This window comes from Pseudomonas sp. NPDC089406, assembly GCF_044900265.1.
In the GTDB taxonomy this organism is placed as follows: domain Bacteria; phylum Pseudomonadota; class Gammaproteobacteria; order Pseudomonadales; family Pseudomonadaceae; genus Aquipseudomonas; species Aquipseudomonas fakonensis.
In genome coordinates, this window is sequence record NZ_JBJDNC010000026.1 from 70,173 (window position 1) to 92,397 (window position 22,225).

The 22,225-nt window shown below is 65.6% G+C and carries 20 protein-coding genes; 2 read left to right on the forward strand and 18 right to left on the reverse strand.

All coding sequences use genetic code 11. The features are described from left to right. Window positions 1-9: 9 nt before the first annotated feature. The 11 genes from ACI2KK_RS18680 to ACI2KK_RS18730 form a co-directional block, all read right to left on the reverse strand. Window positions 10-969 carry a type II secretion system F family protein gene (locus ACI2KK_RS18680; RefSeq protein WP_369990848.1) on the reverse strand — a complete coding sequence of 320 codons (960 nt, stop codon included), beginning with the start codon at window positions 967-969 and terminating at the stop codon, window positions 10-12. After that, window positions 969-1,958 (reverse strand): type II secretion system F family protein, encoded by a 990-nt coding sequence (locus tag ACI2KK_RS18685; protein WP_404670048.1) that lies wholly within the window; start codon window positions 1,956-1,958, stop codon window positions 969-971. The genes ACI2KK_RS18680 and ACI2KK_RS18685 overlap by 1 nt, the downstream gene beginning before the upstream one ends. Then, window positions 1,958-3,331: a CpaF family protein gene (locus ACI2KK_RS18690; RefSeq protein WP_404670049.1), complete on the reverse strand. Its 1,374-nt coding sequence runs from the start codon at window positions 3,329-3,331 to the stop codon at window positions 1,958-1,960. Before ACI2KK_RS18690 ends, ACI2KK_RS18685 begins: the two co-directional genes overlap by 1 nt. A 13-nt stretch (window positions 3,332-3,344) precedes the next feature. Continuing rightward, entirely contained in the window at window positions 3,345-4,553 is a 1,209-nt protein-coding gene (locus ACI2KK_RS18695; RefSeq protein WP_404670050.1) for a CpaE family protein, read from the reverse strand. Window positions 4,554-4,586: 33 nt separating this feature from the next. Next, complete coding sequence (locus ACI2KK_RS18700) at window positions 4,587-5,231, reverse strand: CpaD family pilus assembly lipoprotein (RefSeq protein WP_404670051.1); 645 nt, start codon at window positions 5,229-5,231, stop codon at window positions 4,587-4,589. 11 nt (window positions 5,232-5,242) lie between these two features. Beyond that, the gene (locus tag ACI2KK_RS18705; protein ID WP_404670052.1) at window positions 5,243-6,790 is read right to left on the reverse strand and encodes a type II and III secretion system protein family protein; all 1,548 of its coding nucleotides are present in this window, start codon (window positions 6,788-6,790) and stop codon (window positions 5,243-5,245) included. A 59-nt stretch (window positions 6,791-6,849) separates the two neighbouring features. Further along, entirely contained in the window at window positions 6,850-7,737 is an 888-nt protein-coding gene (gene cpaB / locus ACI2KK_RS18710) for a Flp pilus assembly protein CpaB (protein ID WP_404670053.1), read from the reverse strand. A 15-nt stretch (window positions 7,738-7,752) separates the two neighbouring features. Continuing rightward, window positions 7,753-8,313, reverse strand: coding sequence for a prepilin peptidase (locus ACI2KK_RS18715; protein ID WP_217842936.1), 561 nt, complete (start codon window positions 8,311-8,313; stop codon window positions 7,753-7,755). A gap of 20 nt (window positions 8,314-8,333) precedes the next feature. Further along, window positions 8,334-8,528, reverse strand: coding sequence for a Flp family type IVb pilin (locus ACI2KK_RS18720; protein ID WP_217842937.1), 195 nt, complete (start codon window positions 8,526-8,528; stop codon window positions 8,334-8,336). A gap of 640 nt (window positions 8,529-9,168) precedes the next feature. Next, window positions 9,169-10,581: a sensor histidine kinase gene (locus tag ACI2KK_RS18725; protein ID WP_404670054.1), complete on the reverse strand. Its 1,413-nt coding sequence runs from the start codon at window positions 10,579-10,581 to the stop codon at window positions 9,169-9,171. Next, window positions 10,568-11,233: a response regulator transcription factor gene (locus ACI2KK_RS18730; RefSeq protein ID WP_217842940.1), complete on the reverse strand. Its 666-nt coding sequence runs from the start codon at window positions 11,231-11,233 to the stop codon at window positions 10,568-10,570. Before ACI2KK_RS18730 ends, ACI2KK_RS18725 begins: the two co-directional genes overlap by 14 nt. Before the next feature lie 309 nt (window positions 11,234-11,542). Here ACI2KK_RS18730 and ACI2KK_RS18735 point away from each other — a divergent pair, with 309 nt between their 5' ends. Then, entirely contained in the window at window positions 11,543-11,761 is a 219-nt protein-coding gene (locus tag ACI2KK_RS18735; protein WP_404670055.1) for a hypothetical protein, read from the forward strand. 157 nt (window positions 11,762-11,918) lie between these two features. Here ACI2KK_RS18735 and ACI2KK_RS18740 read toward each other — a convergent pair whose 3' ends face one another. The 7 genes from ACI2KK_RS18740 to ACI2KK_RS18770 form a co-directional block, all read right to left on the reverse strand. Beyond that, complete coding sequence (locus ACI2KK_RS18740) at window positions 11,919-12,386, reverse strand: VOC family protein (protein WP_404670056.1); 468 nt, start codon at window positions 12,384-12,386, stop codon at window positions 11,919-11,921. A 95-nt stretch (window positions 12,387-12,481) separates the two neighbouring features. Then, the gene (locus ACI2KK_RS18745; protein ID WP_404670057.1) at window positions 12,482-12,724 is read right to left on the reverse strand and encodes a hypothetical protein; all 243 of its coding nucleotides are present in this window, start codon (window positions 12,722-12,724) and stop codon (window positions 12,482-12,484) included. A 1,193-nt stretch (window positions 12,725-13,917) separates the two neighbouring features. Next, window positions 13,918-14,295: a hypothetical protein gene (locus ACI2KK_RS18750; RefSeq protein WP_404670058.1), complete on the reverse strand. Its 378-nt coding sequence runs from the start codon at window positions 14,293-14,295 to the stop codon at window positions 13,918-13,920. 10 nt (window positions 14,296-14,305) lie between these two features. Continuing rightward, on the reverse strand, window positions 14,306-15,022 hold the full coding sequence (locus ACI2KK_RS18755; protein ID WP_404670059.1) for a polymorphic toxin type 44 domain-containing protein: 717 nt from the start codon (window positions 15,020-15,022) through the stop codon (window positions 14,306-14,308). A 652-nt stretch (window positions 15,023-15,674) separates the two neighbouring features. Further along, window positions 15,675-16,706, reverse strand: coding sequence for an AraC family transcriptional regulator ligand-binding domain-containing protein (locus ACI2KK_RS18760; protein WP_404670060.1), 1,032 nt, complete (start codon window positions 16,704-16,706; stop codon window positions 15,675-15,677). After that, complete coding sequence (locus tag ACI2KK_RS18765) at window positions 16,703-17,617, reverse strand: GGDEF domain-containing protein (protein WP_404670061.1); 915 nt, start codon at window positions 17,615-17,617, stop codon at window positions 16,703-16,705. Before ACI2KK_RS18765 ends, ACI2KK_RS18760 begins: the two co-directional genes overlap by 4 nt. 261 nt (window positions 17,618-17,878) lie before the next feature. Next, on the reverse strand, window positions 17,879-19,276 hold the full coding sequence (locus ACI2KK_RS18770) for a fibronectin type III domain-containing protein (RefSeq protein ID WP_404670062.1): 1,398 nt from the start codon (window positions 19,274-19,276) through the stop codon (window positions 17,879-17,881). 468 nt (window positions 19,277-19,744) lie between these two features. Here ACI2KK_RS18770 and ACI2KK_RS18775 point away from each other — a divergent pair, with 468 nt between their 5' ends. Beyond that, on the forward strand, window positions 19,745-22,222 hold the full coding sequence (locus ACI2KK_RS18775) for a TonB-dependent receptor (protein ID WP_404670063.1): 2,478 nt from the start codon (window positions 19,745-19,747) through the stop codon (window positions 22,220-22,222). Window positions 22,223-22,225: the final 3 nt, after the last annotated feature.

Sequence of the window (22,225 nt, forward strand, 5' to 3'; positions counted from 1 at the left end):
GGTCTCGCTTCATTGGCTGAGCAGGCGGATGACGCGCACCAGTGCAGGTGCGCCCATCATCGCAACGATGGGGGGCAGAATCAGGGTCATCAGTGGCACGCTGAGCTGGGCCGGCAGCTTGCCGGCGCGTTCCTCGAGGCTGAGGATCAGCGTTTTGCGGCTCTCTTCGGAAATGGTCCGCAGCGCTTGCGACAGCGGCGTGCCGTAGCGCTCGGCCTGGATCAAGGTGGCGACCATGCTCTCGATGCCGCTCACGCCGGTGCGCTCTGCCAGGTTGAGCAGGGCGCGCGGGCGGTCGCTCAGAATTTGCAGTTCGGCGCAGGTGTAGCGCAGCTCGTCGGCCAGCTCCGGCGCCGACAGCGCCAGCTCCTTGGACACCACCTGCAGCACCCGCCCCAGCGGCAGGCCGGCCTCGGCGCAGATCACCATCAGGTCGAGGGCATCGGGCAGGTTGCGCGCCAGGCGCTCGCCGCGCCGGGCACTGCGCATGCGCAGCCATAGCTCGGGCAGGGTGCTGCCGGCAAACAGCGCCAGCAGGCCGCCGGCCAGGCCGTTCAGGCCCAGGCGCGAGCCGGCCGGCACCAGGCCGAACAGCACCACCACCGCCAGCAGCACGCCCAGGCTGAGCTTGCCGGCCATCAGCAGGCCCAGGCCCTGACGGCTGCGAAAACCAGCCATGGCCAGCAGGCGGCGCAGCTTGTATTTGTCGTTGTCGCTGCCGGCCAGTTGCTCGCCCACCCGGGCGATGGGCAGCAGCAGCGCTTGCAGGCGTGGCGGCAGTTGCAGGCCCTGGTCGCGGGCCAGGTTGTCGGCCTGGCGCTCGGCGCCGTCGCCAGCGGCCTCGCCCAGCAGCCGGGCGCGCAGGGGCGCCGGTTGCGCGCGGCGGTGCAGGCCGATCAGCAGCAGGCCGATGCCGGCCAGCAGCACGGCCATGGCCAGGGCCAGCAGGGGGTCGTCATACCAGGCCATCAGGACACCCTCCGGACCATCAACTGGGTAATCAAAAGGCCCAGGCCGACGCTGCCGAAGGCGTAGAACAGCACGGCGTTGCCGGTGGGGTCGTTGAGCAGGAAGCGAAAGTCCTTCGGCGCGCTCATGTACATGTAGCCCAGCGCCAGCGGCACCAGCGAGGCGACGATCTTGGCCGAGGCGCGGGCCTCGGAGGTCTTGGCCTGGATCTTCAGGTGCAGCTCGTGGCGGTCGCGCAGGGTCGAGGCCAGGCGGTCGAGGGTTTCGCCCAGGCGCCCGCCAGCCTCCTGGTTGATGATCAGAATCACCGCAAAGAAGCGGTACTCGTTGAGCGGCACGCGCTTGGCCGAGTCCTGCATGGCCTGGCGCAGCGGCACGCCCAGGCGCAGCCAGTTGTCGATCAGGGCGAACTCCACTGACAGCGGCCCGGGCAGGTTCGGCGCCACCAGGGCGAAGGCGTTGCTCACCGGCACCCCGGCGCGGGCGGTGCGGGTGATGGCGTCGATGGCCTCGGGCAGGCTCTGCTTGAGCTCCTTGAGGTGGCGGGCCATGCCGTTGCGGTAGCCGATGCTGGCCAGCACGCTGAAGGCCAGCACCGTCAGCAGCAGGCTGCCGAGCACCGGGAACGGGGTTTCGCGGCCCAGCAGCACGCCGGCCATGAAGCTCACCAGCAGGGTCAGGCCGGCGCGCATCGCCAGGCTCTGGCGCCAGCCCAGCACTTGCAGGCCCAGCCACAGCTGCGCCAGGCGCGGGCCGAGCAGCGGCAGGTCGGCGAACGGGGTGTGCTCCAGGTCCTTGAGAATGCCCGCTGCGGCGCCTTGCGGGTCGGCGTTGCGGGCTTGGCCTGCGAGGTCTTCCTTGAGCTGCTCCAGGCGCTGGGCGATGGCCTTGTCGTCCGGGCCGCGGGCCCGCAGGCTGCGGGCGGCAAGCACCGCCAGCAGCACGGCGAGGAACACCAGTGCGGTCAGCAGGTCGAGGGTGGCGTCCATCAGGCGTGGCCCCCGAACAGGTGCGAATGCGAGGTGTAGAACTGCGGGCGCTGGCCGCTGGCTTCGTACTGGCCGAGCAGCTTGCCGTTGGCATCGACGCTGTGGGTCTTGAAGCCGAACAGTTCCTGGGTCTGGATCACGTCGTTCTCCATGCCGCAAATCTCGGTGACCGAGACGATGCGCCGGCCGCCGTCGCGCATGCGCTCCACCTGCACGATCAGGTTCACGGCACTGGCGATCTGCCGGCGGATGGCTTCCAGCGGCAGCTGCATGCTGGCCATCATCACCATGTTTTCCAGACGCATGATGGCGTCGCGCGGGGTGTTGGCGTGCACCGTCGACAGCGAGCCGTCGTGGCCGGTGTTCATGGCCTGGAGCATGTCGAAGCATTCGCCGCCGCGCACCTCGCCGAGGATGATGCGGTCTGGGCGCATACGCAGGGCGTTGCGCACCAGGTCGCGTTGGTCGACCTTGCCGGTGCCCTCGGCGCTGACCGGGCGGGTTTCCAGGCGCACCACGTGGGCCTGCTGCAGTTGCAGCTCGGCGGCGTCCTCGATGGTGATCACCCGGTCGGCGTCGCTGATGTTCTGCGACAGGGCGTTGAGCAGGGTGGTCTTGCCCGCGCCGGTACCGCCGGAAACGATGATGTTCAGCCGCGCCAGCATGGCGCGCTTGAGCACCTCGACCATGTCCATGGACAGCGCGCCGCGTTCGGCGAGAATCTCCAGGGACATGTTGCGGCGCATGAATTTACGAATCGAGATGCTGGTGCCGTCGATCGCCAGCGGGTAGGTGATGACGTTGACCCGGCTGCCGTCGGCCAGGCGTGCGTCGACCATCGGATGGCTTTCGTCGATACGCCGGCCCACCGCTGCGGCAATGCGCTGGGCGGTGTTGAACACGTGCTCTTCGTCAACGAAGGTGATCGGCGAGAGCTCCAGCTTGCCGTAGCGCTCGACGAACACCTGGCCTGCACCGTTGACCAGGATGTCGTTCACCGAATCGTCGGCCAGCAGCGGCTCGATCGGGCCGATGCCGACCATCTCGTTGAGGGTCTCTTCGGCGATGGCTTCTTCTTCGGGGCGCGACAGCTGCAGGCGGTGCTCGTCGCAGATGCGCCGGATCATGCTCTCGATCTGCAGGCGCAGCTTGTCGCGGCCCATGGCGGCGGCTTTGAGCGGGTCGATCTGGTCGTACAGGTGGTGGCGCACCAGCTTGCGGTTCTGCGCCCCCGGGGTGTCCTGCGGGCGTTGCTGGGCGCTGCGCTGGGTGCTGGTGGCGCGCAGCTCCTGGCTGGGCGGCGCAGGCTGTTCGGCGGCGTGTTTCACATCGGCGCGCACCGGCCGGGGTTTGTGCGGTTGCTTGATCAGCATCGATAGGGCTCCTTCACGCGGCGCGCTGGCGGGTCAGCGCCTGCTTCAGGCGGGCCATCAGGCCACTGCCCTGGGCGGCGCGCTGCGGGGTGTGGCCGGTGGCGAGGTCGGCGAGGTCGAGCAGGGCGTTATGGAATGCCGGGGCCCCGGCCAGCTTGAGCGGGCCGGCCAACAGGCTGCCGGGCAGCGACGGGCCGGCCCAGGGCAGGGCCAGGTCGATGCGCCGCTCGACGAAGTCCTCGAACTGGCTGCGCTCGATCACGCCCGGGTGCTGGCCACGGGCGGCGTTGCTCACCAGCAGCAGGTGCTGGCCTTCGCTTTCGTCGCCGATTTCGCGCAGCAGGCGGTGCAGGTTGCGCGCGTCCTGCACGGTCAGGTCGGTGAGCAGGATGCGCGTCTGGGCGTGGGCCAGCACTTCCAGGCTGCCGTGCGGGCGGCCGGCGGGCAGGTCCCAGACCACCTGGTTGAACATGCTGCACAGGGTGCCGCCGATGTTCAGCAGGTGCTCCACGCTGAAGTTCTGCGCCGGGCGCAGGCCTGGGGCCTGGGCCAGCAGGTGCAGGCGTTCGTTGATGCGGCCCATGGCCCGTTGCAGCAGGCGGCTGTCCAGCTCGGTGCTGGTCAGGGCGCTGGCCAGGCCCGCTTCGCCCTCAAAGCCCAGCAGCAGGCTCTGGTCACCGTTGCAGCGGTCGAAGTCGACCATGGCGGTGGGGGTGTGGCGTTGTTCGCTCAGCAGCAGCGCCAGGCTGGCGGCCACGGTGCTGGTGCCGACCCCGCCCGAGGCGCCGCTGATGGCCAGGGTGCGCCCGCTGCGCACGCCGTGGGCGACGCTGTGGCCGTTGCGTGCGCGGGCCACGGTGGTGGCCAGCAGGTCCAGCGGCACGGGTTTGGCCAGGTAGTCGAACACGCCGCTGTGCAGCAGGGTGCGGTACAGGTCGATATCCTGCTTGCGGCCCAGGGTGACGATGTGGCACGACGGGTCGCAGACCTGCGCCAGTTCTTCGAGCGATTGCAGCGGCAGCGGGTCACCTTCGATGTCCACCACCAGCACTTCGGCGGGCGGGTTGCTGCGGCACCAGGCGATGGCAGCGGCAATGCCGCCGGGCAGGGCCTGTTCGGGCGACTGGCCCAGGCGCGTGAGCATTTCGCCGAAGCGGGTGGCCTCTTCGTTGCTGGCGGCAAACAGCATCAGGTCCTGGGCGGGGAGGGTTGTGTCGTTCATGTCGCGGTTCTCTCTGCGAGCGGCCGAAGGCGGTCAGTCCTGGAAGTCGATGTCGAGCAGCTCGCGCACTTCATCCTCGTGGTAGCGCTGCATGGCGCCCACCGCGTGAATGCCGTCGGCGCTGTCGAGGGTGCGCGGGCGGGCCAGGTCGCGCGGGTCGGCGACCATCGCGGCAATGTTGGCGCGCACCGCGCAGCCGGGCTGGCCGACGGCCTCGAACGGCTTGACCGTCCAGGTTTGGGCATTGGCCACGCTGCAGTCGGGGATCTTCGCCACGATGGCTTCGGACACCACTTGCAGGTCCCAGTCACGGGCTTCGCCGGCGTCCAGGCGGGTGGGGCGGATGCTCACCTCGGCGGCGCCCTGATCGCGCAGCACGCTGGCCAGGCGCTGGGCCAGGCGGTCGCCGCTGGGGGTGTATGGCTGCAGGGTCAGGTGCTGGTTGTGCAGGCGGCCCTGGGCGTGCAGCAGGCTGTTGAGGTTGTCCAGGGATTCGGCGGTGAAGCTGCCGTTGCCGCTGGCCTTGAGCGAGGCCATCAGCGCCGACGGCGCCACCGTGGCCTGGGGGACCGGGGTGAACGGGGCAAAGCGGGTTTCACGCATCTGGTTGAGCTGGCGGTCGCAACCACCCAACAGCACGGCCAGGGTCAGCAGGGGCAGCAGGGCACGTCTAGTCATGGCGGTTCTCCTCAGAACAGGTAGCCGGCGGTGGCTTGCAGCGGCAGCACGGCGTCCAGCGAACGCACGCCGCGGCCTGGGGTTTGCAGGTCGCCAGGGGCGGTGGGCTCGACCACGTAGGCGGTAGCGATGATTACAAGCTCCGTGTCTTCCTGTTTGCTGCTGTCGGTCTCGAACAGGCGGCCAATGCCGGGGATGCTCTTGAGCCCGGGCACGCCGGTGACGGTCTGGTTGACGTTGCTGCGCAGCATGCCGGCCAGGGCGAAACTCTGGCCGCTGGACAGCTCCACGGTGGTGTCGGCGCGGCGTACCTTGAATGCCGGGATGGTGAAGCCCTGCAGGTCGACGGCACCTTCATCGGACAGGTCGCTCACTTCAGGGGCCACGTGCAGGCTGATGCGGTTGGGCGACAGCAGGGTCGGAGTCATGCGCATGATCACGCCGTACTGCTTGTAGTCGATGGTCACCTGGTTGTTGTTCATGATCACGATCGGCACCTCGCCGCCGGCGGCAAAGCCTGCGGTCTCGCCGGACATGGCAGTGAGGTTGGGTTCGGCCAGCACCGTGGCCAGGCCGTCCTCGGACAGCGCGGTGAGCAGCCCGCCGACGGTCATCGAGCCGCGCGTGCGCACGCCGCCGGCCACGGCGTTGGTCACCGTGCCGCCGGTGAAGGCGCCGGTGGTGGCGTCGAACAGGCTGCTGCCATTGCGGAAGAAGAAGTTGCCGTCCTTGAGCGCGACGTCCCAGTTCAGGCCCAGGGAGGTGGTCATCGAGCGTGACACCTCGACGATACGCACGCTGATGTTCACCTGGGACGACAGCTCGACCTTGAGCTGGTTGACGATGCGCGGGCTGTCGCTGCCGCCGCCTGGAGCACCGCCACCGCCGCCACCGCCGCCACCACCGCCCCCTGCGCCGCCGCCTCCGCTGCTGTCGTCTTCACCGCCGACGTAGGCCTTGACCGCATCGATCACCAGCTTGGCCTGCTGCGGAGTGCGCACATTGCCGCGCACGATCAGGCCGTTGCCCGAGGCCGGGCCGAAGTTCACGTTGACCCCTGGTACTTCCTCGGCGATCTGCCGGGTGAGGGCGTCCAGGTCGTAGTGGGTCTCGAGGTTGATGGCGCTGATTACCTGGTCGTTGGCATCCAGCGCGTACAGCGTGGTGCGCCCGGCGCCCTTGGCGTAGACGAACACGTTGCCCGGCGAGGGCATCTGGAAGCTGGCGATGGTCGGGTCGGCCACCAGCACGTTGGCGGCCAGGGCCGGCAGTTGCAGCAGGCGCCCTTGCTTGACGGTGAGGTTCACCGTTTCGCTGGGTTGTACCTGGGTCAGCTTGCGTGGCAGTGGGCGCGGCGCAGGTTCGGCCTCGGGCTCAGGGTCGGCCGCAGTGGCCGGCAGGTTGGCGTAGATCGACGGGTCGCCCCAGGTTTCGAAATTGTCGGCGGGGTTTTCCTGGGCGGCGGCCTGGGTGGTTTCGGCCTGCACGCCTTGGGCGAGCAGGGCGCAGCCGAGGGCCAGGGCCAGTGAGGGGGCGAGTGTTGCTGGGGCGAACTTCATCGTGGGACTTCCAGAAAAGCTGCGGTGTCAGGTGGCAGGCGTGGGGTGGGCGAGTGCGGTCAGCGCGACAGGTCGCGGACTTCGACGGCGTCGCCGCGGTACATCTGCAGCATCGCCGCAGGGCTGCTCAGGCTCTTGTAGACGCCGGTGGCCTGGCTCAGGGTGGTGATGCTGCGGCCATCGGTGACCATCGGCTGGCGCGGTTCGCGGGCGCCGCGCAGTACCAGTTGCAAGGTGCCGACTTCCTTGGCTACCGACAGGCGCTCGGCCTGGGCCGGGGTCACCTCCAGGGTCACGGTCTCGAAGCTGGTGTAGCGCTTCTTGTCCTTCTCCACCGGTTGCTCTTCACGCACGATCAGGGCGCCGCGGGTGATGTTGTTCAGGGCCAGCACGCGCACGTTGCGCAGCAAGGTCTGCGAGGCCAGGCGCGGGGTGCTGCTGCCGGCACCAGCGGTTTCTTTCTCTTTGTCGCGGTCCAGGCTCAGCACCACGTCGACACGGTCACCGGTGGAGACCATCCCCGAGTTGCTGGCCACCGCGCTGGTGGGCACCGAGATGGCGCGCAGGCCCGGTTGCAGCACGGCGGCGATGAAGCCCGGCTCGCCTGGCTTGATCAGCAGGGTGGCGGCCAGTGGTTGGCCTGCGCGCAGCGGGCGGCGCACGGTGCCGCCCACGGCGACGGCCAGGGTGTCTTTGTTGTCGAGGAAGTACAGCAGCGACGAATGCTCGCCTTCCAGTACTTGCCAGCGCACGGCCAGGGTGTCGATGAACTCGCCGGGGCGCAGGTCGCGGGCGGCCACCAGCACGGCGGGCAGGGCAGGCGGCGCGGGTGGCGGTGCAACCACCACAGGTGCCGGGGCCGGCTTGAGCATGACCCGCACCAGCAGCGCGGCGCTGCCGGCGACCAGCAGCGTGCCTGCCAGCAGAAGGACGGAAGGGGTTTTCATGATGAAGTCGCGTGCTCAGGAATGGATGGGAATGAACAGGATGTAGAGGGCACCGGTGACGATGGCCAGCCCGTAGGGGATGCCCTGCGGGCAGTGTTCGGTGATCACGATCGGGGTCTGGATGCCCAGGCGCGGAAAGCGCCGGGCCAGGCGCTGCACGCCGTGGCCGAGCAACTGCTCGATACGCGCCAGCAGCGGCAAGCCCAGGGCCAGCAGGCCGCCGGCCAGTGCCGTGACGATCAGAAACGCCAGTTGGTCGGCAGGCCCGACCCACAGGCAGATCACGGCCATCAGCTTGACGTCGCCGGCGCCGACCCGGCCCAGGAAGAACAGCCCGCAGCCCACCAGCAGCACCAGTGCCGCGCCCAGCAGGCAGGCGCCCATGGCGCTGAACACGCCGAGGGTGTCCAGCTGTTGCCAGGGGCCGAAGCCCAGCAGGGCGGCGGCCGGTTGTACGAACCACAGCGCCAGCAGCACCAGCACCAGCAGGTTGTGGATGCGCCGGTAGAGCAGGTCGGAGCCGACCACGAACACCAGCGCCGGCAGCAGCACGAAGAGGGCGAGGGTGTTGTCCATGGGGCGCTCCGGGCTCCGGGTTACTGGCCGGGGGCGTTGGTGTTGGTGATCTGGTCGGCGATGGAGGAGAAGCGTTCCTTCAGCGCGGTGACGAACACACCGTCGGAGCCGAAGATCACGCCGATGGCAGCAGCCATGGCGGCGGCGAGGATGCCGTATTCGATGGCGGTGACACCGCTTTCATCGTTGAGGAACTGTTTGAAGCGCTTGAGCATGGCGGGCTCCGGTGGGCGAAGGGGTGGATGGGAAGTGGTTGGTATTAAGATTTATTCTCATGTACCGGGCAAGGGCGGGTGTATTAAGAATGCTTAAGGAAGTGAGAGGTTTTGCCGCATTCCTGTAGGAGCCGGCTTGCCGGCGATGAGGCCAGCAAGGCAAGCGCTGTTACCCGGCCAGGCCCCATCGCGGGGCAAGCTCGCTCCTAAGGAACAAATCACAACTCGTTGATTTAACGAAGATTCTGTGGGAGCGGCTTTAGCCGCGAACACCGGCGCAGCCGGTGCCATCTAGCGCGGTGCCTGCTTCGCGGCTAAAGCCGCTCCCACAGGTACGGCGCATGGTTCGGGCTTCGCGCGATCCTGTAGGAGATCACCCAGCCCTTTGGGCTGCGCTGTCGCGCAGAGAACAGAATTCGTAAGCGCGCGACATACCCTGTGGGAGCGGGTTTACCCGCGAAGCAAGCGACGCGGAGTCTGGCACCGGCTTCGCCGGTGTTCGCGGGTAAACCCGCTCCCACAGGGCCCTGCTAAATCAATGAGTTGTGTTTTGTTCTATGAGAGCCGGCTTGCCGGCGATCACCGGCACAGCCGGTGCCAGCATTCGCCTGTGCCGGCCCTATCGCCGGCAAGCCGGCTCCTACAGGGGGCGTGTAGAAACGGGGGCTGCGGGGGCCTTGATCTCCAGCATCGCGCACAGCCCGGGCTGGTTGTCGATCAGCAACAGCTGGCCGCCGTGCAGGTCGCAGATGGCGCGGGTTAGGGTCAGGCCCAGGCCGTTGCCGGGCACGTTGCCGCTGGTGTCCAGGCGCTGGAAGCGGGCCATGGCGCGGTCGTTGAGCGCGTCGGGGATGCCGCGGCCGCGGTCGGCCACGCACAACCGCGAACGGTTGCGCACCTGCTCGCCGCGCAGGGTGATCGGCGAGCCCTTGGGCGAGTACTTCAGGGCGTTGTCCACCAGGTTGGCCAGGGCCTGGAACAGCAGCGCGCGGTCGCCGTACACCCTCACCCGCGGGCTGCACTGCACGTTCAACTGGCAGTCACGCTCCTCGGCAAGCGGTTGGTAGTAGTCGGCGATGTCCTGCAGCAGCTCCTGCGCGCTGTGGCTGTCGAACTGGTGGGCGCAGCGGCCGGTTTCCACCTCGCCAATGCGCATCACCGCGCGGAACAGGCTCTGGATGCGTTCGCTGTCGGACACCGCCTGCATCAGCTCGGCCCGCGCCGGCTCGTCCTGCAACTGCTCGGCCACGCTCAGCAGGCGGGCCTGCAGGCGGGTCAGCGGGGTGCGCAGCTCGTGGGCGATGTGGCTGGTGATGTTCTTCACTTCCTCCATCAGCCGGTCGATGCGCTGCAAGCTGTGGTTGACCTCGCTACCGAGCTGGTCGAACTCGTCGCCGTCGCTGTGGCAGGCCACCCGCGAGCCGTGCTCGCCACTGGCGTAGCGGGCCAGGGCATCGCGGATGTGGTTGATGCGCTCCAGGTTGCGCCGGCTGAAGGGCAGGCTGGTGAGCAGGATCAACAGCAGCACCAGCAGCATGGTGGCGCCGGCCATCAGCGGGATGATCCGCGTGCGTTCGAGCATCGGCCGCAGGTTGTAGGCGCTGAAGTAGCTGCCGCCGTCGGCCAGCGGCACCAGCAGGCCGAGGATCTCCGCCGTGCCGTTGCCACCGGGCACCACGGCATGGCGCCAGTTGCCCAGGCAGCCGCCGGCGCAGTCGAACTGCGGCACCAGCCAGGCGTTGCCATAGCGCAGCTGGCCCTGGGCATCGACCACCGTGGGCAGGTGCTCCTTGCGCGCCTCGGTGGGTTCGCGCTGCTGCAGCGCCGCCACCACTTGCGCGGTGCTGCGCAGGCTGCCGTGCAACTGCTGGGAGCGCACGTCGTTGAGGATCATGTCGCGCACGTGGCTGCGGGTTACCACTTCGAGCAGGTGGTTGCTGCACACGATCGAGATCAGCGACACCAGCAGGCAGACGAAGGCGATGGTCGAGGCCTGGCGAAAGTTGCTGGTGTTGAGCAACTGGCGCAGGCCATAGGCGTTAACCAAGGACATAGCCGATGGCGCGTATGGTGCGGATCATCTGGCGTTCGAAGCCCTTGTCGATCTTGGTGCGCAGCTTGGACAGGTGCACGTCGATCAGGTTGGTCTGCGGGTCGAAGTGGTAGCCCCACACCCGCTCCAGCAGCATGCTGCGGGTGACGGTCTGGCCGCGGTGCTCGGCCAGTACCTGCAGCAGCTTGAACTCCTTGTCGGTGAGGTCGATGCGCTGGCCGTCGCGGCTGACCGTGCGCCGGCTCAGGTCCACCTGCAACTCGTCGATTTGCAGCACCTCGTCGTGGGCGTGCTGCTGGTGGCGGCGGGCGAGCAGCTCCAGACGCAGCAGCAGCTCGGTGAAGTCGAACGGCTTGCCCAGGTAATCGTCGGCGCCGGCGCGCAGGCCTTCGACGCGGTCGGCGGTCTGATCGTTTGCGGACAGCACCAGGATCGGCGGGCGCGGCTTGCCGGTGAGCTGGTTGAGTACTTCGATGCCGTCCATCTTGGGCAGAACGCGGTCGAGGATCACCACGTCGAAGGCTTCGCGCAGGATCATGTCCAGGGCGCCTTCGCCGTTGTCGGTCATCCTGCAGTTGTGCCCGCACGCATGCAGCTTGCTGCCCAACCAGTGACTGACCGAGGGGTCGTCTTCCACCACCAATACGCGCATGGCGTTGATCCTTTAAATAGCGTCGAAGGAGTGTTGCATTCTCACGGGTGGCCGCTGGCCAACTGAGTTAAGAATTATTAAACAGAATGAGAATACTTATCAATAAGCTTTGATTGTATTTTGCAATTACGTTCGATTACTCGCAATTTTCGAAGTTTTATGCAGGGTTTGGCAGGGAAAAACCCTTGGTATGCCAGGGTTATGCGCAAGGGTGTTGCGGGCAGGGAGGCTAGGCGGGGAATGCGGCGTGGTGTATAGACGCGGCAGCTTTGGTTTTTTTCAGAAGGTTTTGCAAGGAGTGCAGGTGACATGCAGGAATCGCTGTTTTACGACTTGCTCGCAGTGCTGATGCGGGTGGTGTGTTACCCCATCGGCTGGTTGGTGTTGCGCTTGCTGACCTTCGGTCACTACCCCCGGCGGGGTATTTGGTTGAGCGGTTCGACGCCGGAGGTGATGACCACGATGCTGGGGGTGGTGGTGTTGCTGGTTGGGGTGATGGCGCTGGCGGGGCAGTTTGTGGTGGGGTAGGGCGCTGTCAGGCGGATGCGATCCTTGTAGGAGCGGCCTTGTGTCGCGAAAGGGCTGCGAAGCGGCCCCAGGATGTCAGCTTTGCCGCATCAATCGCCGGGGCTGCTTCGCAGCCCTTTCGCGATACAAGGCCGCTCCTACAGGCGAGCATTGCAGGTCAATCAAGTGCTGGGGCAAATGCCCTGTCGATAAACGCCTCCAACCCCGCCGCCTCGATGATCTCGATGGAAAAATGCCCGAATCGCTTGGGCAACCAGATGATCCGCGCCCCGGCTGGCGAGGTCAGGGCCTCGCGGGCCAGGGGCTGGCCATTCTCGTCTTCCGGCTGCACACCGCTGGCCACCAGTTCGTCATAGGCCAGCTCGATGTCCGGGGTGGAGTAGCAGTGGCGGTAGATCATCCCCTCGCCATGGGTATCGAGCAGTGCTTTCAGATTGCCGGCCAGCGGCTGCACCAGCATGAACCGCTCCTTGCCCATGCGCGCGATGGCGTAGCGCACATGCAGGCCGCCGCGCTGCCACACCTGGGTGGTGGAAATCTCGGCGCTTAGCACCTGCCGGTAGTAATCGCAGGCTTGTTCGAGCTGGCTGACCAGCACATCGACGTGGCTGAAGGTGAGCTGCATGGCGTGGGCTCCTGGGTGGCCAGCGAGCATAACCCAGGCACGTGCCCTGTAGGAGCCGGCTTGCCGGCGATAGGGCCAACCTGCCTACAAAGCCATCAATGCACCGTCTGCGGCGCCTCGGACACTTGCTGCACTTGCGCCAGCAGCGCCTCCAGCAAGGTGCGCACGCTTTCCAGCTCATGCATCGCCGCCAACAACAGGAACGAACCCGGCGAACGAGTACTGAGCAACAGGGATTGATGGGTGACGGCCAGCGCGCAATTCACATGCTCGGTGGTCTGCACCAAGGTGTCTTCGAAAAGGTGAGGGTGGGGTGGATCGGGGACAATCTTCAGCATAGTGACCTCAGTGTCTGTAGGGACTACCAGAGACCCGCTGTCAAACAGGAAGGTGGCAGCAGTACGTGGGTTGACAGACCGAGGACACTGAACTCGGCGCACTCGAAAGTGCCCCACGTACAGCCGCCATTGAGGTTGCACGCGTGATCAGTAGTCGAAACAGTCTGTCAAAACTGACCGCTGAATATGCAGCGGCTGGCCGAGACTAGTGACCGAAACGGGCCTGGGCAATGGCTGAACGCGTGGAAAAGCTTGTTTGGGAAACGTCCTACATGGAATAGGGAAAATCCGATAAGTCAGGCCGCAAAGCGGCCTCATCGCCGGCAAGCCGGCTCCTACAGGGGGCGCGCCCGTGGCTTCAGTGCCTTGGCCAGGGCGCAGTTCACATGCTCGGTGCTCTGTACCAAGGCGCCCTGATGCGGCATGAAGACATGCGCGTTGATGCCCTGATGCCGCCTTGAGACATGCACCAAGGCTGGCAACCATGGCCTGACAGGCATGGCCACGTTGCAACAAATGTGGGAGCGGGTTTATCGGGGTGCCGAACCACCGCGAAGCGCCGCGCGGGCGGCGCTCGATCTTGAGAGCGCTGCAAAGCTTTCGTCGGGCACCTGTATGCCCTGATGCACTCTGGAGGCGTGCGCCTCGAAGCCCCGTTGCAACCTGAAGCCACTCCTTCTCCGTTCGACCCAGATCATGGCTGGATTGATCGCAGCAGGGCTGCCAGGTGTTCGACGAAAACTCTCCTGCGCCTATGAAACCGAGCACCGCCCGCGCGGCGCTTCGCGGTGGTTCGGCACCCCGATAAACCCGCTCCCACATTTGTTGCAACGTGCCGTACCTGTCAGGCCATGGTTGCCAGCCTTGGCGCATGTCTCACGCAACATTACGCTTGCTGGTTAATCGACGCTGGCTTGAGCTGGAGGGGGCGGGCTTCAAGCGTGTGTCGATTCAGAATGCGGTCGTCCATTTGGTCGAGCGCGAGAAGGTCAATCGGCAAGCGGCATTAAGGGTTGTCAATCGGGGTAGGAGCACCCCTCAGTTGAGCGCACAGGAAAAGGAATTGCAGCGTCTCTTCCGGGCGGCTCAGCGATATGAAAAGAAGAATCCGATACGCTGACCGCACCTCGGAAAAGCGCCCATTGATTGTTATAGCCCGGGGTACAACGTTCTTTTCCTGCTGAAACAATCAATTAGGGGCGGAAGGGGTCTCGCTCTCCCTCGCATTGTTTCAGACGAGCAACTACGTCAGGGGGGGTCTTGTCTGTATCTATCCTGCCAGTAGAATCAAGATTGATTTCTGTCGTGGCTCCCCATCTTGGAGTGATGTTGATGCATCTCTGAAAGCCCTTGTCTGACCACCAATCGAACATCATGAAAAAGTCCTTATCGGGGAACACGTGGCCGATGTCTGCGGTTGATTGGCCGGGTAGTATTTCGCCCTTGTCGATGCGGTGCTGAGTGTTCCAAATATAGTGTAACTCCTGCTTACCCTCTTTTGGATAATGAACGGCTACCCTTGGCAACGTCCCATACCAAAATGCCAACGATACAAGAAGGGCCAGGAACATCACACGGCCCTTACCCATCTTGGTTACACACGTGGGCACGAACGCCATCTCCCCAATCCTCTGGCTTTACAGCAAGAACCTTATCCATGATCATCTTTGCGGTAATACCCCCGTTAGGGTGTTCGGTGAATAGTTCGATGCCTATGCTGATTGATATCCGGTCGGGAGCATCGTCGTAGACTTTCGCACCTTCTACGCCTTCTGTCGCGTGTGGTCCTCTGCGATTTTCCCAATCAAACACTTTCCTGATGGCGTCTGATGCGTACTGTTCAACCCCAGCACCATCGGCCAGCACGCTTTCGGAAAGCCCCCCAGCCCTGCCAACATAGCCGTAATGTATGTTCGACCAGATATCATAGAAGTAGTCGTATTTACCCTGTTTGTGCCGATAGCCGCCAAACTTCGCATGGATTATCGGCTTGTGGTCCCATGGACGATTCTGGCCTACTCGCTCAGTCCAAATGGCCATAGCAGCTGCACCATTCGCAGCCCCTATCGCTTGAGCGCTGGTCGTCCCTATCTGCGCATACCATGCCATGGGACGGCCATTCACTTGAATAGACGGGAAGCCTGTAGTGATGACTGCCCCACACCCACAGGTATCTCCCACACGGGCAGACCCCATGAAGTTGATGTTTACGTCACCGGATGCGGAAGCGATAGGGTTAGTCCCGTGACCGGGCAATGGGCAGACGTGTTTGTCACCCAGTCGAGCAGAAGAAATCATCGAGCATCGTCCTTGCGTCTTTCGTCCATAGACAAACCAGTCTTTAAGCTGGCGCGCGGAGGCTACTGGAAACGGGAGGGCAGATCTATAGGAAAAGTTCTAATCTTGGACAGTGGGAGCTGCGGAAAATCCCATTGAGCGTATTCACAGTTGAACACTGAAGGGAGGGTAGGGAGCCACGGTGGCTACAACGTCCTCTACCTGCGCTTGTATGGGGTGTGACTGGACACGGATGTCTGTTCACTGCCAGCACTCATTTAAAAACACCCACTATAAGCAGAGGGGGCTTAAAGGTATCTCTCTTAGGCGCTCGGTTTTATAGGCGCAGGAGAGTTTTGGTCGAACACCTGGCAGCCCTAATGCGATCACCCCAACAATGATTGAGGTCGCAGGTGTGGCTTCAGGGATGTATCGAGGCTTCGAGGTGTAAGTCTCCAGAGTGCATCAGGGCATACAGGTGCCAGACGAAAGCTTTGCAGCGCTCTCAAGATCGAGCGCCGCCCGCGCGGCGCTTCGCGGGTAAACCCGCTCCCACATTTGTTGCAACGTGGCCATGCCTGTCAGGCCATGGTTGCCAGCCTTGGTGCATGTCTTCAGGCCGCATCAGGGCATAGAGGCTCCGGCGAAAACTTGCTTGCTCGCAAGCCCGCCCCTACAGCGAAGCCCCTCCCGCCAGGGGTTTGAGCTCACTCGGCAAGCGCCCGGTCCAGCGCTTGAACGAGCGGCGCAAATTGGTGTTGTCGTTGAACCCCAGCATCTGCGCCACCTCGTCGTTGCCATACCCCTTGACCTGATACAGGTACAACGCCAGATCGCGCCGGGCACAGTCGAGCTGTTCCTGAAAATGCGTACCCTGGCGCGCCAGGCGGCGCTTGAACGAGGCCGGGCTGGTGGCGAAGGCGCAGGCGACGCGCTCAAGGCTCAGGGGCTGGCGCAGTTGGGCGAGCAGATGGTCGTGCAACTGGTCGAGAAAACTCGTCTGCCAACCCCAGGTGTTCAATTGCGCATCGCACGCCTGGCGCGCCACCTGCTGGGCGGTGGAGCCGGCGCCGGGCCAGGGGCGCAGCAGGTATTCGCGGGGCACGCTCATCACCGTGCACGGGCAGTCGAAGGCCAGCGCATCGCCCAGGTGCACCCAGTACTGCTCCACATACCCAGGCTCCGGGTGGGCGAACTGAAAGCGCCACGGCAACTGCTCGTGCTGTTGACGGCGGGCCAGGGCGACCACGGCGGTCATGCTGGCTTCGAGCAGGAACAGGGTCTGCTCGCCCATGGCGCAGCTTTCGCGCCAGTACAGGTGCAGGTACTGCTCGTCCAGGCGCAGCACCGGGGTCAGCAGCGGCGACAGCAGGGCGCGGTACTGGCTCAGGCGCTCCAGCGCCTGCAGCAGGTGGTCGGCCTGCTCCAGCAGCAGGCTGGCGGCGCCGTAGTGCCCGGGCCACAGGCGCTGGCCATAGAGAAAGCTGCTGTCGGCGGCGTCCAGCAGGCGCCGGGCGTTGGCGATCAGGCGCAGGAACTGCTGCGGGCTGAGCTGCGCGGTGCCTGTGATGATGTCCTCGTAGAACAGCCCGCAACCGCGCAGCAGGTGGTGTGTGTCGATGTGCCGCGAGCGCGCCAGGTCGATCAGCGCGGCGGGCAGGTGGTGGGCGGCAATGAAACGGCTGTCGCTGTCGTAGCCGTTCATGCGCTGCGCACCTGGCGTGGCTTGGCCCGGGCCAGGGCCTGGTTGAGGCGCTTGAGCAACTGCGCCTCGTCTTCATCTACAGCCATCACGCAGGCAACGCTGGCAGCCAGTTGCAGGCGTTCGCCGTGGCGGGCGGTGTGGTGGGCCAGATGGGCGATGCTTTGGCGCAGCGCCTCGGCCATGGCCTGGGCCTGGCGCTCACCGGTGTTGGGCAGCACCGCGACGAAACGATCGCCGGCCAGGCGGCAGAGCATGTCCTGCTGGCGCAGGTTGAGCAGCAGCAACTGCGCCACTACTTGCAGCACCTGGTCGCCTTCGTCCTGGCCATAGCGCTGGTTGACCTGGTTGAAGTCGTCCAGGTCGATGGCCACCAGCGACAGCGGCTGCTGTTCGGTGCTGGCCTGGGCGATGGCCTGTTGCAGGTGCTGGCGCAGGTACTGGGCGCCGGCCAGCGGGGTGAGCTTGTCGAACAGACGGTGCTCGCGGAACAGCTGTTCGCGCTTGCGCATCTGCTCGCTGATGGCGCGTTGCTCCTGCTGCAGGTGGTACATGCCGAGGGTCAACAGCAGCATGCCTACTGGCATGGGGGCGGTTTCCAGCCAGTTGTCCCAAATCGCCTCGGGGGGCAGGCGGATGAATTCGTCGAGGGTGTCCATCCACATGGAAAACGCGGTAAAGCACAGGCCCACGGACAGCAACCGGGTGACCCTGCCGGCCGGTCGGCCACGCAGCAGCATGAACAGCCAGCCGCAGAGGATCAGGCAGGTGCCGCCTTCGCCGGCCACGTCCATCCAGTTGATTTCGGCCCAGGGTTTGATGTTGCCGGCGGCAAGGTAGATGAGCAGGCCGGCGTTGAAGGCCAGCAGCAGGCCGGCGAGGGTCAGGCCGTGGCGTTTGAGCAGGGGGGGCATGGGGCGTCCTTGGTGTTGTTGTGGCCTGGGCGGGCCCTATCGCCGGCAGGCCGGCAGCTTACAGTGCAGGTCTGAAACTCATGCGACTCTCTGTGGGAGCGGCCTTGTGTCGCGATGGGCTGCGCAGCGGCCCCCGGATCTTGGCTTCATGCAAAATCGCCGGGGCTGCTTTGCAGCCCATCGCGACACAAGGCCGCTCCTACAAGGGACCCCTGGTGGCAGTGGGCAGCATGCGGGCCGATTATCTCAATCCGATGACGCTCACTTGCCGCGTGCGGTGCAGGGCAGGCCGTCCGGGCCGGTGCTGGCGTCGCAGTAACGCTCGCTGGCCAGGGCCAGCTTGGGCTCGTGCAGGAACTTGCGGCCCTTGGCGTCGCGCTGGATGTCGAAGGCGTCGTACAACTGGTCGTCGGCCGAATAGGCGCGTACCTGCAGGCGGTCCTTCTCTACCCGCACGGTCTGGTACAGCTGGGTGTCCTCGGCGCTGCGGTCGGGCTGGCGGTGGGCGCGGTCGTTCAGGCCATACATTTTCGAGCCGGTCACCGAGACCATGTACACCGGGCCAATGGCCTGCCTGGCGCGCTGCGCGGCGGCGGTGGCCTGGCGCCCGGCGGCGTGGGTCAGGCGGCTGTAGCAGTGGTCGTGGCCCTGCAGCACCAGGTCGACCTTGTAGCGCTCAAGCAAAGGTTGCCAGGCGGCCTTCAGCGGTTCGGTGTCTTCGGGGCGGGCGCAGGTGTAGACCGGCTGGTGCATGACCACGATGTTCCACTGCGCCTTGCTGCTGCGCAGGGTGTTCTCAAGCCATGCGGTTTGCGCCGGCAGGGTGCCCAGGTCGAGGGCCGAGGTGCCGTCCAGCACCACGAAGCGCACGTTCTGGTAGTCGCTGTAGTAGCTGGTGTCGGCCACCCCTTCGGCGCCGTTGCGCGGCAGGGCGAACTGGGCCGGTACGTGGGGGCTCAGGCTGCGGCTTTCGCTGCCGTCGGCGTTCAACTGCTCCAGGTACTCGTGGTTGCCGAAGGCGGTCAGCTGCGGGATGGCGGCGTACGACCAACCACCGGCCTGGTTCCATTCGCCCCACTCGTCGTCGTGGGCCAGGTCGTCGCGCGAGGCCACCAGGTCGCCGGCGTGCACCACCAGGGCCGGCTGCGCCACGCTGCGCAGGGCCTGGCGGATGGTGCGCGAGGCGATGGCGAGGATGTCGTTCTGGGTGTCGCCCAGGTACACGAAACTGAACGGCGCGAACTGGCCTTTGGCGGTGCGGAACTGGTGCCACTCGCTCCAGCCGGCGCTGCCCTTGACCCGGTACACATAGGCGGTGTCAGGCTGCAGGTGCTCCAGGCGCACCTGGTGGTAGTTGGCCGGGCCGTTGTCGCTGTCCAGGCGCTGGGTGCTGCCATTGAGCTGGCTGGCTTTGGCCTCCAGCGACGGGCCGGCCAGGGCCGGGCCCAGTTGCAGCACGGCGTCGGCCTGGGCCAGGTCGGTGCGGTAGCTGACCGCCATCTGGGTGGCGGCGTTCTGCCCCGGGGTGAGCACGATGCGGTCGGCAAGGGTGCCGGCGGCGTAGGGCTGGCCGGGTGAGCGCGGGATGGGGTTGGTGTCGCTGGCCTGGGCCATGGCGGCGCAGAGCAGGGTGGCGGCGAACAGCAGGGGGCGGTGCATGGGGTTTCCTCGAATGGCCCGGATGGCGTGATGGGGGGCAAAGGAAACAAAGGCGAATGACGGTTCGGTTACCGGGTGGGGGGTCGATTTGGCTCAGGTGAGCGAGTGTTCCAAAGCTGATTTTGGCGGCCATGCACGCCCCTGTGGGAGCGGGTTCACCCGCGAAGCAGGCGGCGCGGTAGATGGCACCGGCTGCGCCGGTGTTCGCGGGTGAACCCGCTCCCACAGGGGGCTGCGAGCACTTGGGCGAGCATTTTCCAGCGCGGTAGCGCACCTTGCAGAGTTGGAGTGTCGATGCTGTTGGCCAGGGGTCATTTGAGCTCAAAACGTCGGTAAAAACCGCCGAAAACCCGGTGCCAGGGCGTTAGCTGCCGGGCTCTGTCATGCAAGTGCCACACAGCCTTTTTAGCGTTCGCAGCCATTCCCGGGTTCGCCGGGCCACTGCAAACGAGGGTTTCCAAGGTGGCAATGCCGTTACGTCACATCCGTTGCAACGGGTTTCGGGTCAGCCTGCTGGCCATCGCCATCGGCGCCGCACCTGCCTGGGCCGAGGAAGAGGCGGTGGAGCGGGTCGAGGTAATCGGCCAGGCTGCCAGCATCGACAAGGCCCTGCGCGAGCAGAAGAGCTCCGACAGCATCGAGAGCGTGGTGCACGCCGACGGCGTCGGCCAGTTGCCGGACGACAACGCCGCCGAAGCCCTGCAGCGGGTGCCGGGCCTGTCGGTGGAGCGCGACCAGGGCGAAGGCCGCTTCGTCAGCGTGCGCGGTATCGCCCCGGACCTGAACAGCGTGACCATCAACGGCACTCTGGTGCCGGCCCCTGAAGGCAGCCGCCGCGCCGTGGCCCTGGACGTGCTGCCGGCAGAGCTGGTGCAGTCGCTGTCGGTGGTCAAGAGCCTGACCCCGGACATGGACGCCAACTCCCTGGGCGGCACCATCGAGGTAGAGAGCCTGTCGGCCTTCGACCACGACGGGCTGTTCTACACCTTCAGCAGCGAGGCCAGCCAGGACACCAACGTCGACAAGACCAGCCCGAAATTCTCAGGTGCCTTCAGCAACCGCTTCAGCCTGGGCGACGGCGTCGACAACTTTGGCGTGGCGGCGGCGTTCAGCTGGCAGAAGCGCAAGTTCGGCTCGGACAACGTCGAGACCGGCGGCAACTGGGACTTCAGCGGCGGCGATGCGCGCCTGGAAGAGGTGGAAGCCCGCGACTACCAGATCACCCGCGAGCGCACAGGCTTTGGCCTGAACTTCGACTACCAGCCCGACGACTACTCCAGCTACTACCTGCGCACCCTGTACAGCAAGTTCAAGGACACCGAAACGCGCAATGCCATGGGCCTGGAGTTCGCCGACCCGCAGGGTTCGGGCCAGCGTGGCGAGGCCGAGGGTTGGCGCGACCTCAAATCCCGCGAGGACACCCAGGAAATCCAGTCCTACGTGCTCGGCGGCGAACGCATGATCGGGCAGTGGACCCTCAACGCCCAGGCCGGCTACAGCCAGGCCACCGAGAAAGACCCGGGCGGCATTGCCGGGGCCAAGTTCGTCGGCGACTTCGACGGTGTGGGGTTTGACGGCACCTCCAAGCCACGCCTGAGTGTGGGCAGCGACTTCTACAACCCCAACAACTTCACCTTGGATGAAGTGGAGTGGGAGAAGGTCAACGGCAAGGACCAGGAAAAGAACATCCGCCTGGACCTGGCCCGCGACTACGAGCTGGCCGGCAACAGCGCGCAGGTGAAGTTTGGCGGCAAGGTCAGCCGGCGCGACAAGACCAGCGACACCGAAACCTGGGTGTATGACGATTTCACCGGCGTGAGCCTGGCCGACTACCAGAGCGGTAACGTCGACTATGCCCTGGGCCACTACGGCAACGGCATCAGCGCCGGCGCCATCAAGGGCCTGATCGGCAGCCTGGACAAGGCCGCGTTCTATGACGAAGAAGCCTCGCGCATCAACGATTTCGACATGCGCGAGGACATCAACGCCGCCTACCTGATGCACACCCTGGATGTAGGCGACTGGCGCCTGATCGCCGGCCTGCGCTACGAGGGCACCGAGTTCGACGCCAAGGGCACGGGCCTGCGCGAAGGCACCTACGAGAGCATCCACAGCAGCAACCGCTACGACCACTGGCTGCCCGGCCTGCATGCGCGCTACCAGCTGACGCCGGCCACCGCCCTGCGCGCGGCCTGGACCAACACCGTGGTGCGCCCGACCTTCGGCCAGCTGGCCCCGGGCTTTGCCATCGACGGCGCCGACGCCTCGTTCGGCAACCCTGAGCTGAAACCGCTGGAGTCGATGAACCTGGACTTCGGCATCGAGCACTACATGGGCCGCGCCGGGGTGGCCTCGGCGTTCCTGTTCTACAAGGACCTGGACAACTTCATCTACAGCACCGACCTCGCCGGCACCGGCGAGTGGCTGGGCTTCGACGAGGCGCTGACCTTCGAGAACGGCGGCGGCGCGCGGCTGTACGGCCTGGAGCTGGCCTACTCGCAAAAATTCGACTGGCTGCCCGAACCCTGGAACGGCCTGCTGGTGGGCGCCAACCTGACCCTGAGCAAGTCCGACGCCACCTACCAGGGCGCCACCGGTGCCAAGCGCCACATCGACCTGCCCAACCAGTCCGACACCGTGGGCAACTTCATGGTCGGCTGGGAGAACGACCGCCTCAACCTGCGCCTGGCCGCCAACTACAAGTCGGGCTACCTGCTGGAGCTGGGCGCCATCGACGACAAGGCCCACGACCAGTACGCCGACGACCAACTGCACGTGGACTTCAAGGCCGGCTACTTCCTCACCCCCGAGCTGCAGCTGACCTTCGAGGCGCAGAACATCACCGACGAGTCCTACTACGTGTACAGCGGTCACCGCCGCTACAACGCGCAATACGAAGAATACGGCCCGACCTACAAGCTCGGCCTGACCCTGACCCACTTCTGACCC

Bases quoted from the DNA above. Each gene is read 5' to 3' on its own strand.
- ACI2KK_RS18725 (WP_404670054.1), bottom strand. From the start codon at position 10,581: ATGTCCTTGGTTAACGCCTATGGCCTGCGCCAGTTGCTCAACACCAGC.
- ACI2KK_RS18760 (WP_404670060.1), bottom strand. From the start codon at position 16,706: ATGAACGGCTACGACAGCGACAGCCGTTTCATTGCCGCCCACCACCTG.
- ACI2KK_RS18750 (WP_404670058.1), bottom strand. From the start codon at position 14,295: ATGTTCCTGGCCCTTCTTGTATCGTTGGCATTTTGGTATGGGACGTTG.
- ACI2KK_RS18735 (WP_404670055.1), top strand. From the start codon at position 11,543: ATGCAGGAATCGCTGTTTTACGACTTGCTCGCAGTGCTGATGCGGGTG.
- ACI2KK_RS18705 (WP_404670052.1), bottom strand. From the start codon at position 6,790: ATGAAGTTCGCCCCAGCAACACTCGCCCCCTCACTGGCCCTGGCCCTC.
- ACI2KK_RS18755 (WP_404670059.1), bottom strand. From the start codon at position 15,022: ATGATTTCTTCTGCTCGACTGGGTGACAAACACGTCTGCCCATTGCCC.
- ACI2KK_RS18765 (WP_404670061.1), bottom strand. From the start codon at position 17,617: ATGCCCCCCCTGCTCAAACGCCACGGCCTGACCCTCGCCGGCCTGCTG.
- ACI2KK_RS18745 (WP_404670057.1), bottom strand. From the start codon at position 12,724: ATGCTGAAGATTGTCCCCGATCCACCCCACCCTCACCTTTTCGAAGAC.
- ACI2KK_RS18700 (WP_404670051.1), bottom strand. From the start codon at position 5,231: ATGACTAGACGTGCCCTGCTGCCCCTGCTGACCCTGGCCGTGCTGTTG.
- ACI2KK_RS18715 (WP_217842936.1), bottom strand. From the start codon at position 8,313: ATGGACAACACCCTCGCCCTCTTCGTGCTGCTGCCGGCGCTGGTGTTC.
- ACI2KK_RS18690 (WP_404670049.1), bottom strand. From the start codon at position 3,331: ATGCTGATCAAGCAACCGCACAAACCCCGGCCGGTGCGCGCCGATGTG.
- cpaB (WP_404670053.1), bottom strand. From the start codon at position 7,737: ATGAAAACCCCTTCCGTCCTTCTGCTGGCAGGCACGCTGCTGGTCGCC.
- ACI2KK_RS18740 (WP_404670056.1), bottom strand. From the start codon at position 12,386: ATGCAGCTCACCTTCAGCCACGTCGATGTGCTGGTCAGCCAGCTCGAA.
- ACI2KK_RS18770 (WP_404670062.1), bottom strand. From the start codon at position 19,276: ATGCACCGCCCCCTGCTGTTCGCCGCCACCCTGCTCTGCGCCGCCATG.
- ACI2KK_RS18685 (WP_404670048.1), bottom strand. From the start codon at position 1,958: ATGGACGCCACCCTCGACCTGCTGACCGCACTGGTGTTCCTCGCCGTG.
- ACI2KK_RS18680 (WP_369990848.1), bottom strand. From the start codon at position 969: ATGGCCTGGTATGACGACCCCCTGCTGGCCCTGGCCATGGCCGTGCTG.
- ACI2KK_RS18730 (WP_217842940.1), bottom strand. From the start codon at position 11,233: ATGCGCGTATTGGTGGTGGAAGACGACCCCTCGGTCAGTCACTGGTTG.
- ACI2KK_RS18695 (WP_404670050.1), bottom strand. From the start codon at position 4,553: ATGAACGACACAACCCTCCCCGCCCAGGACCTGATGCTGTTTGCCGCC.
- ACI2KK_RS18720 (WP_217842937.1), bottom strand. From the start codon at position 8,528: ATGCTCAAGCGCTTCAAACAGTTCCTCAACGATGAAAGCGGTGTCACC.
- ACI2KK_RS18775 (WP_404670063.1), top strand. From the start codon at position 19,745: ATGCCGTTACGTCACATCCGTTGCAACGGGTTTCGGGTCAGCCTGCTG.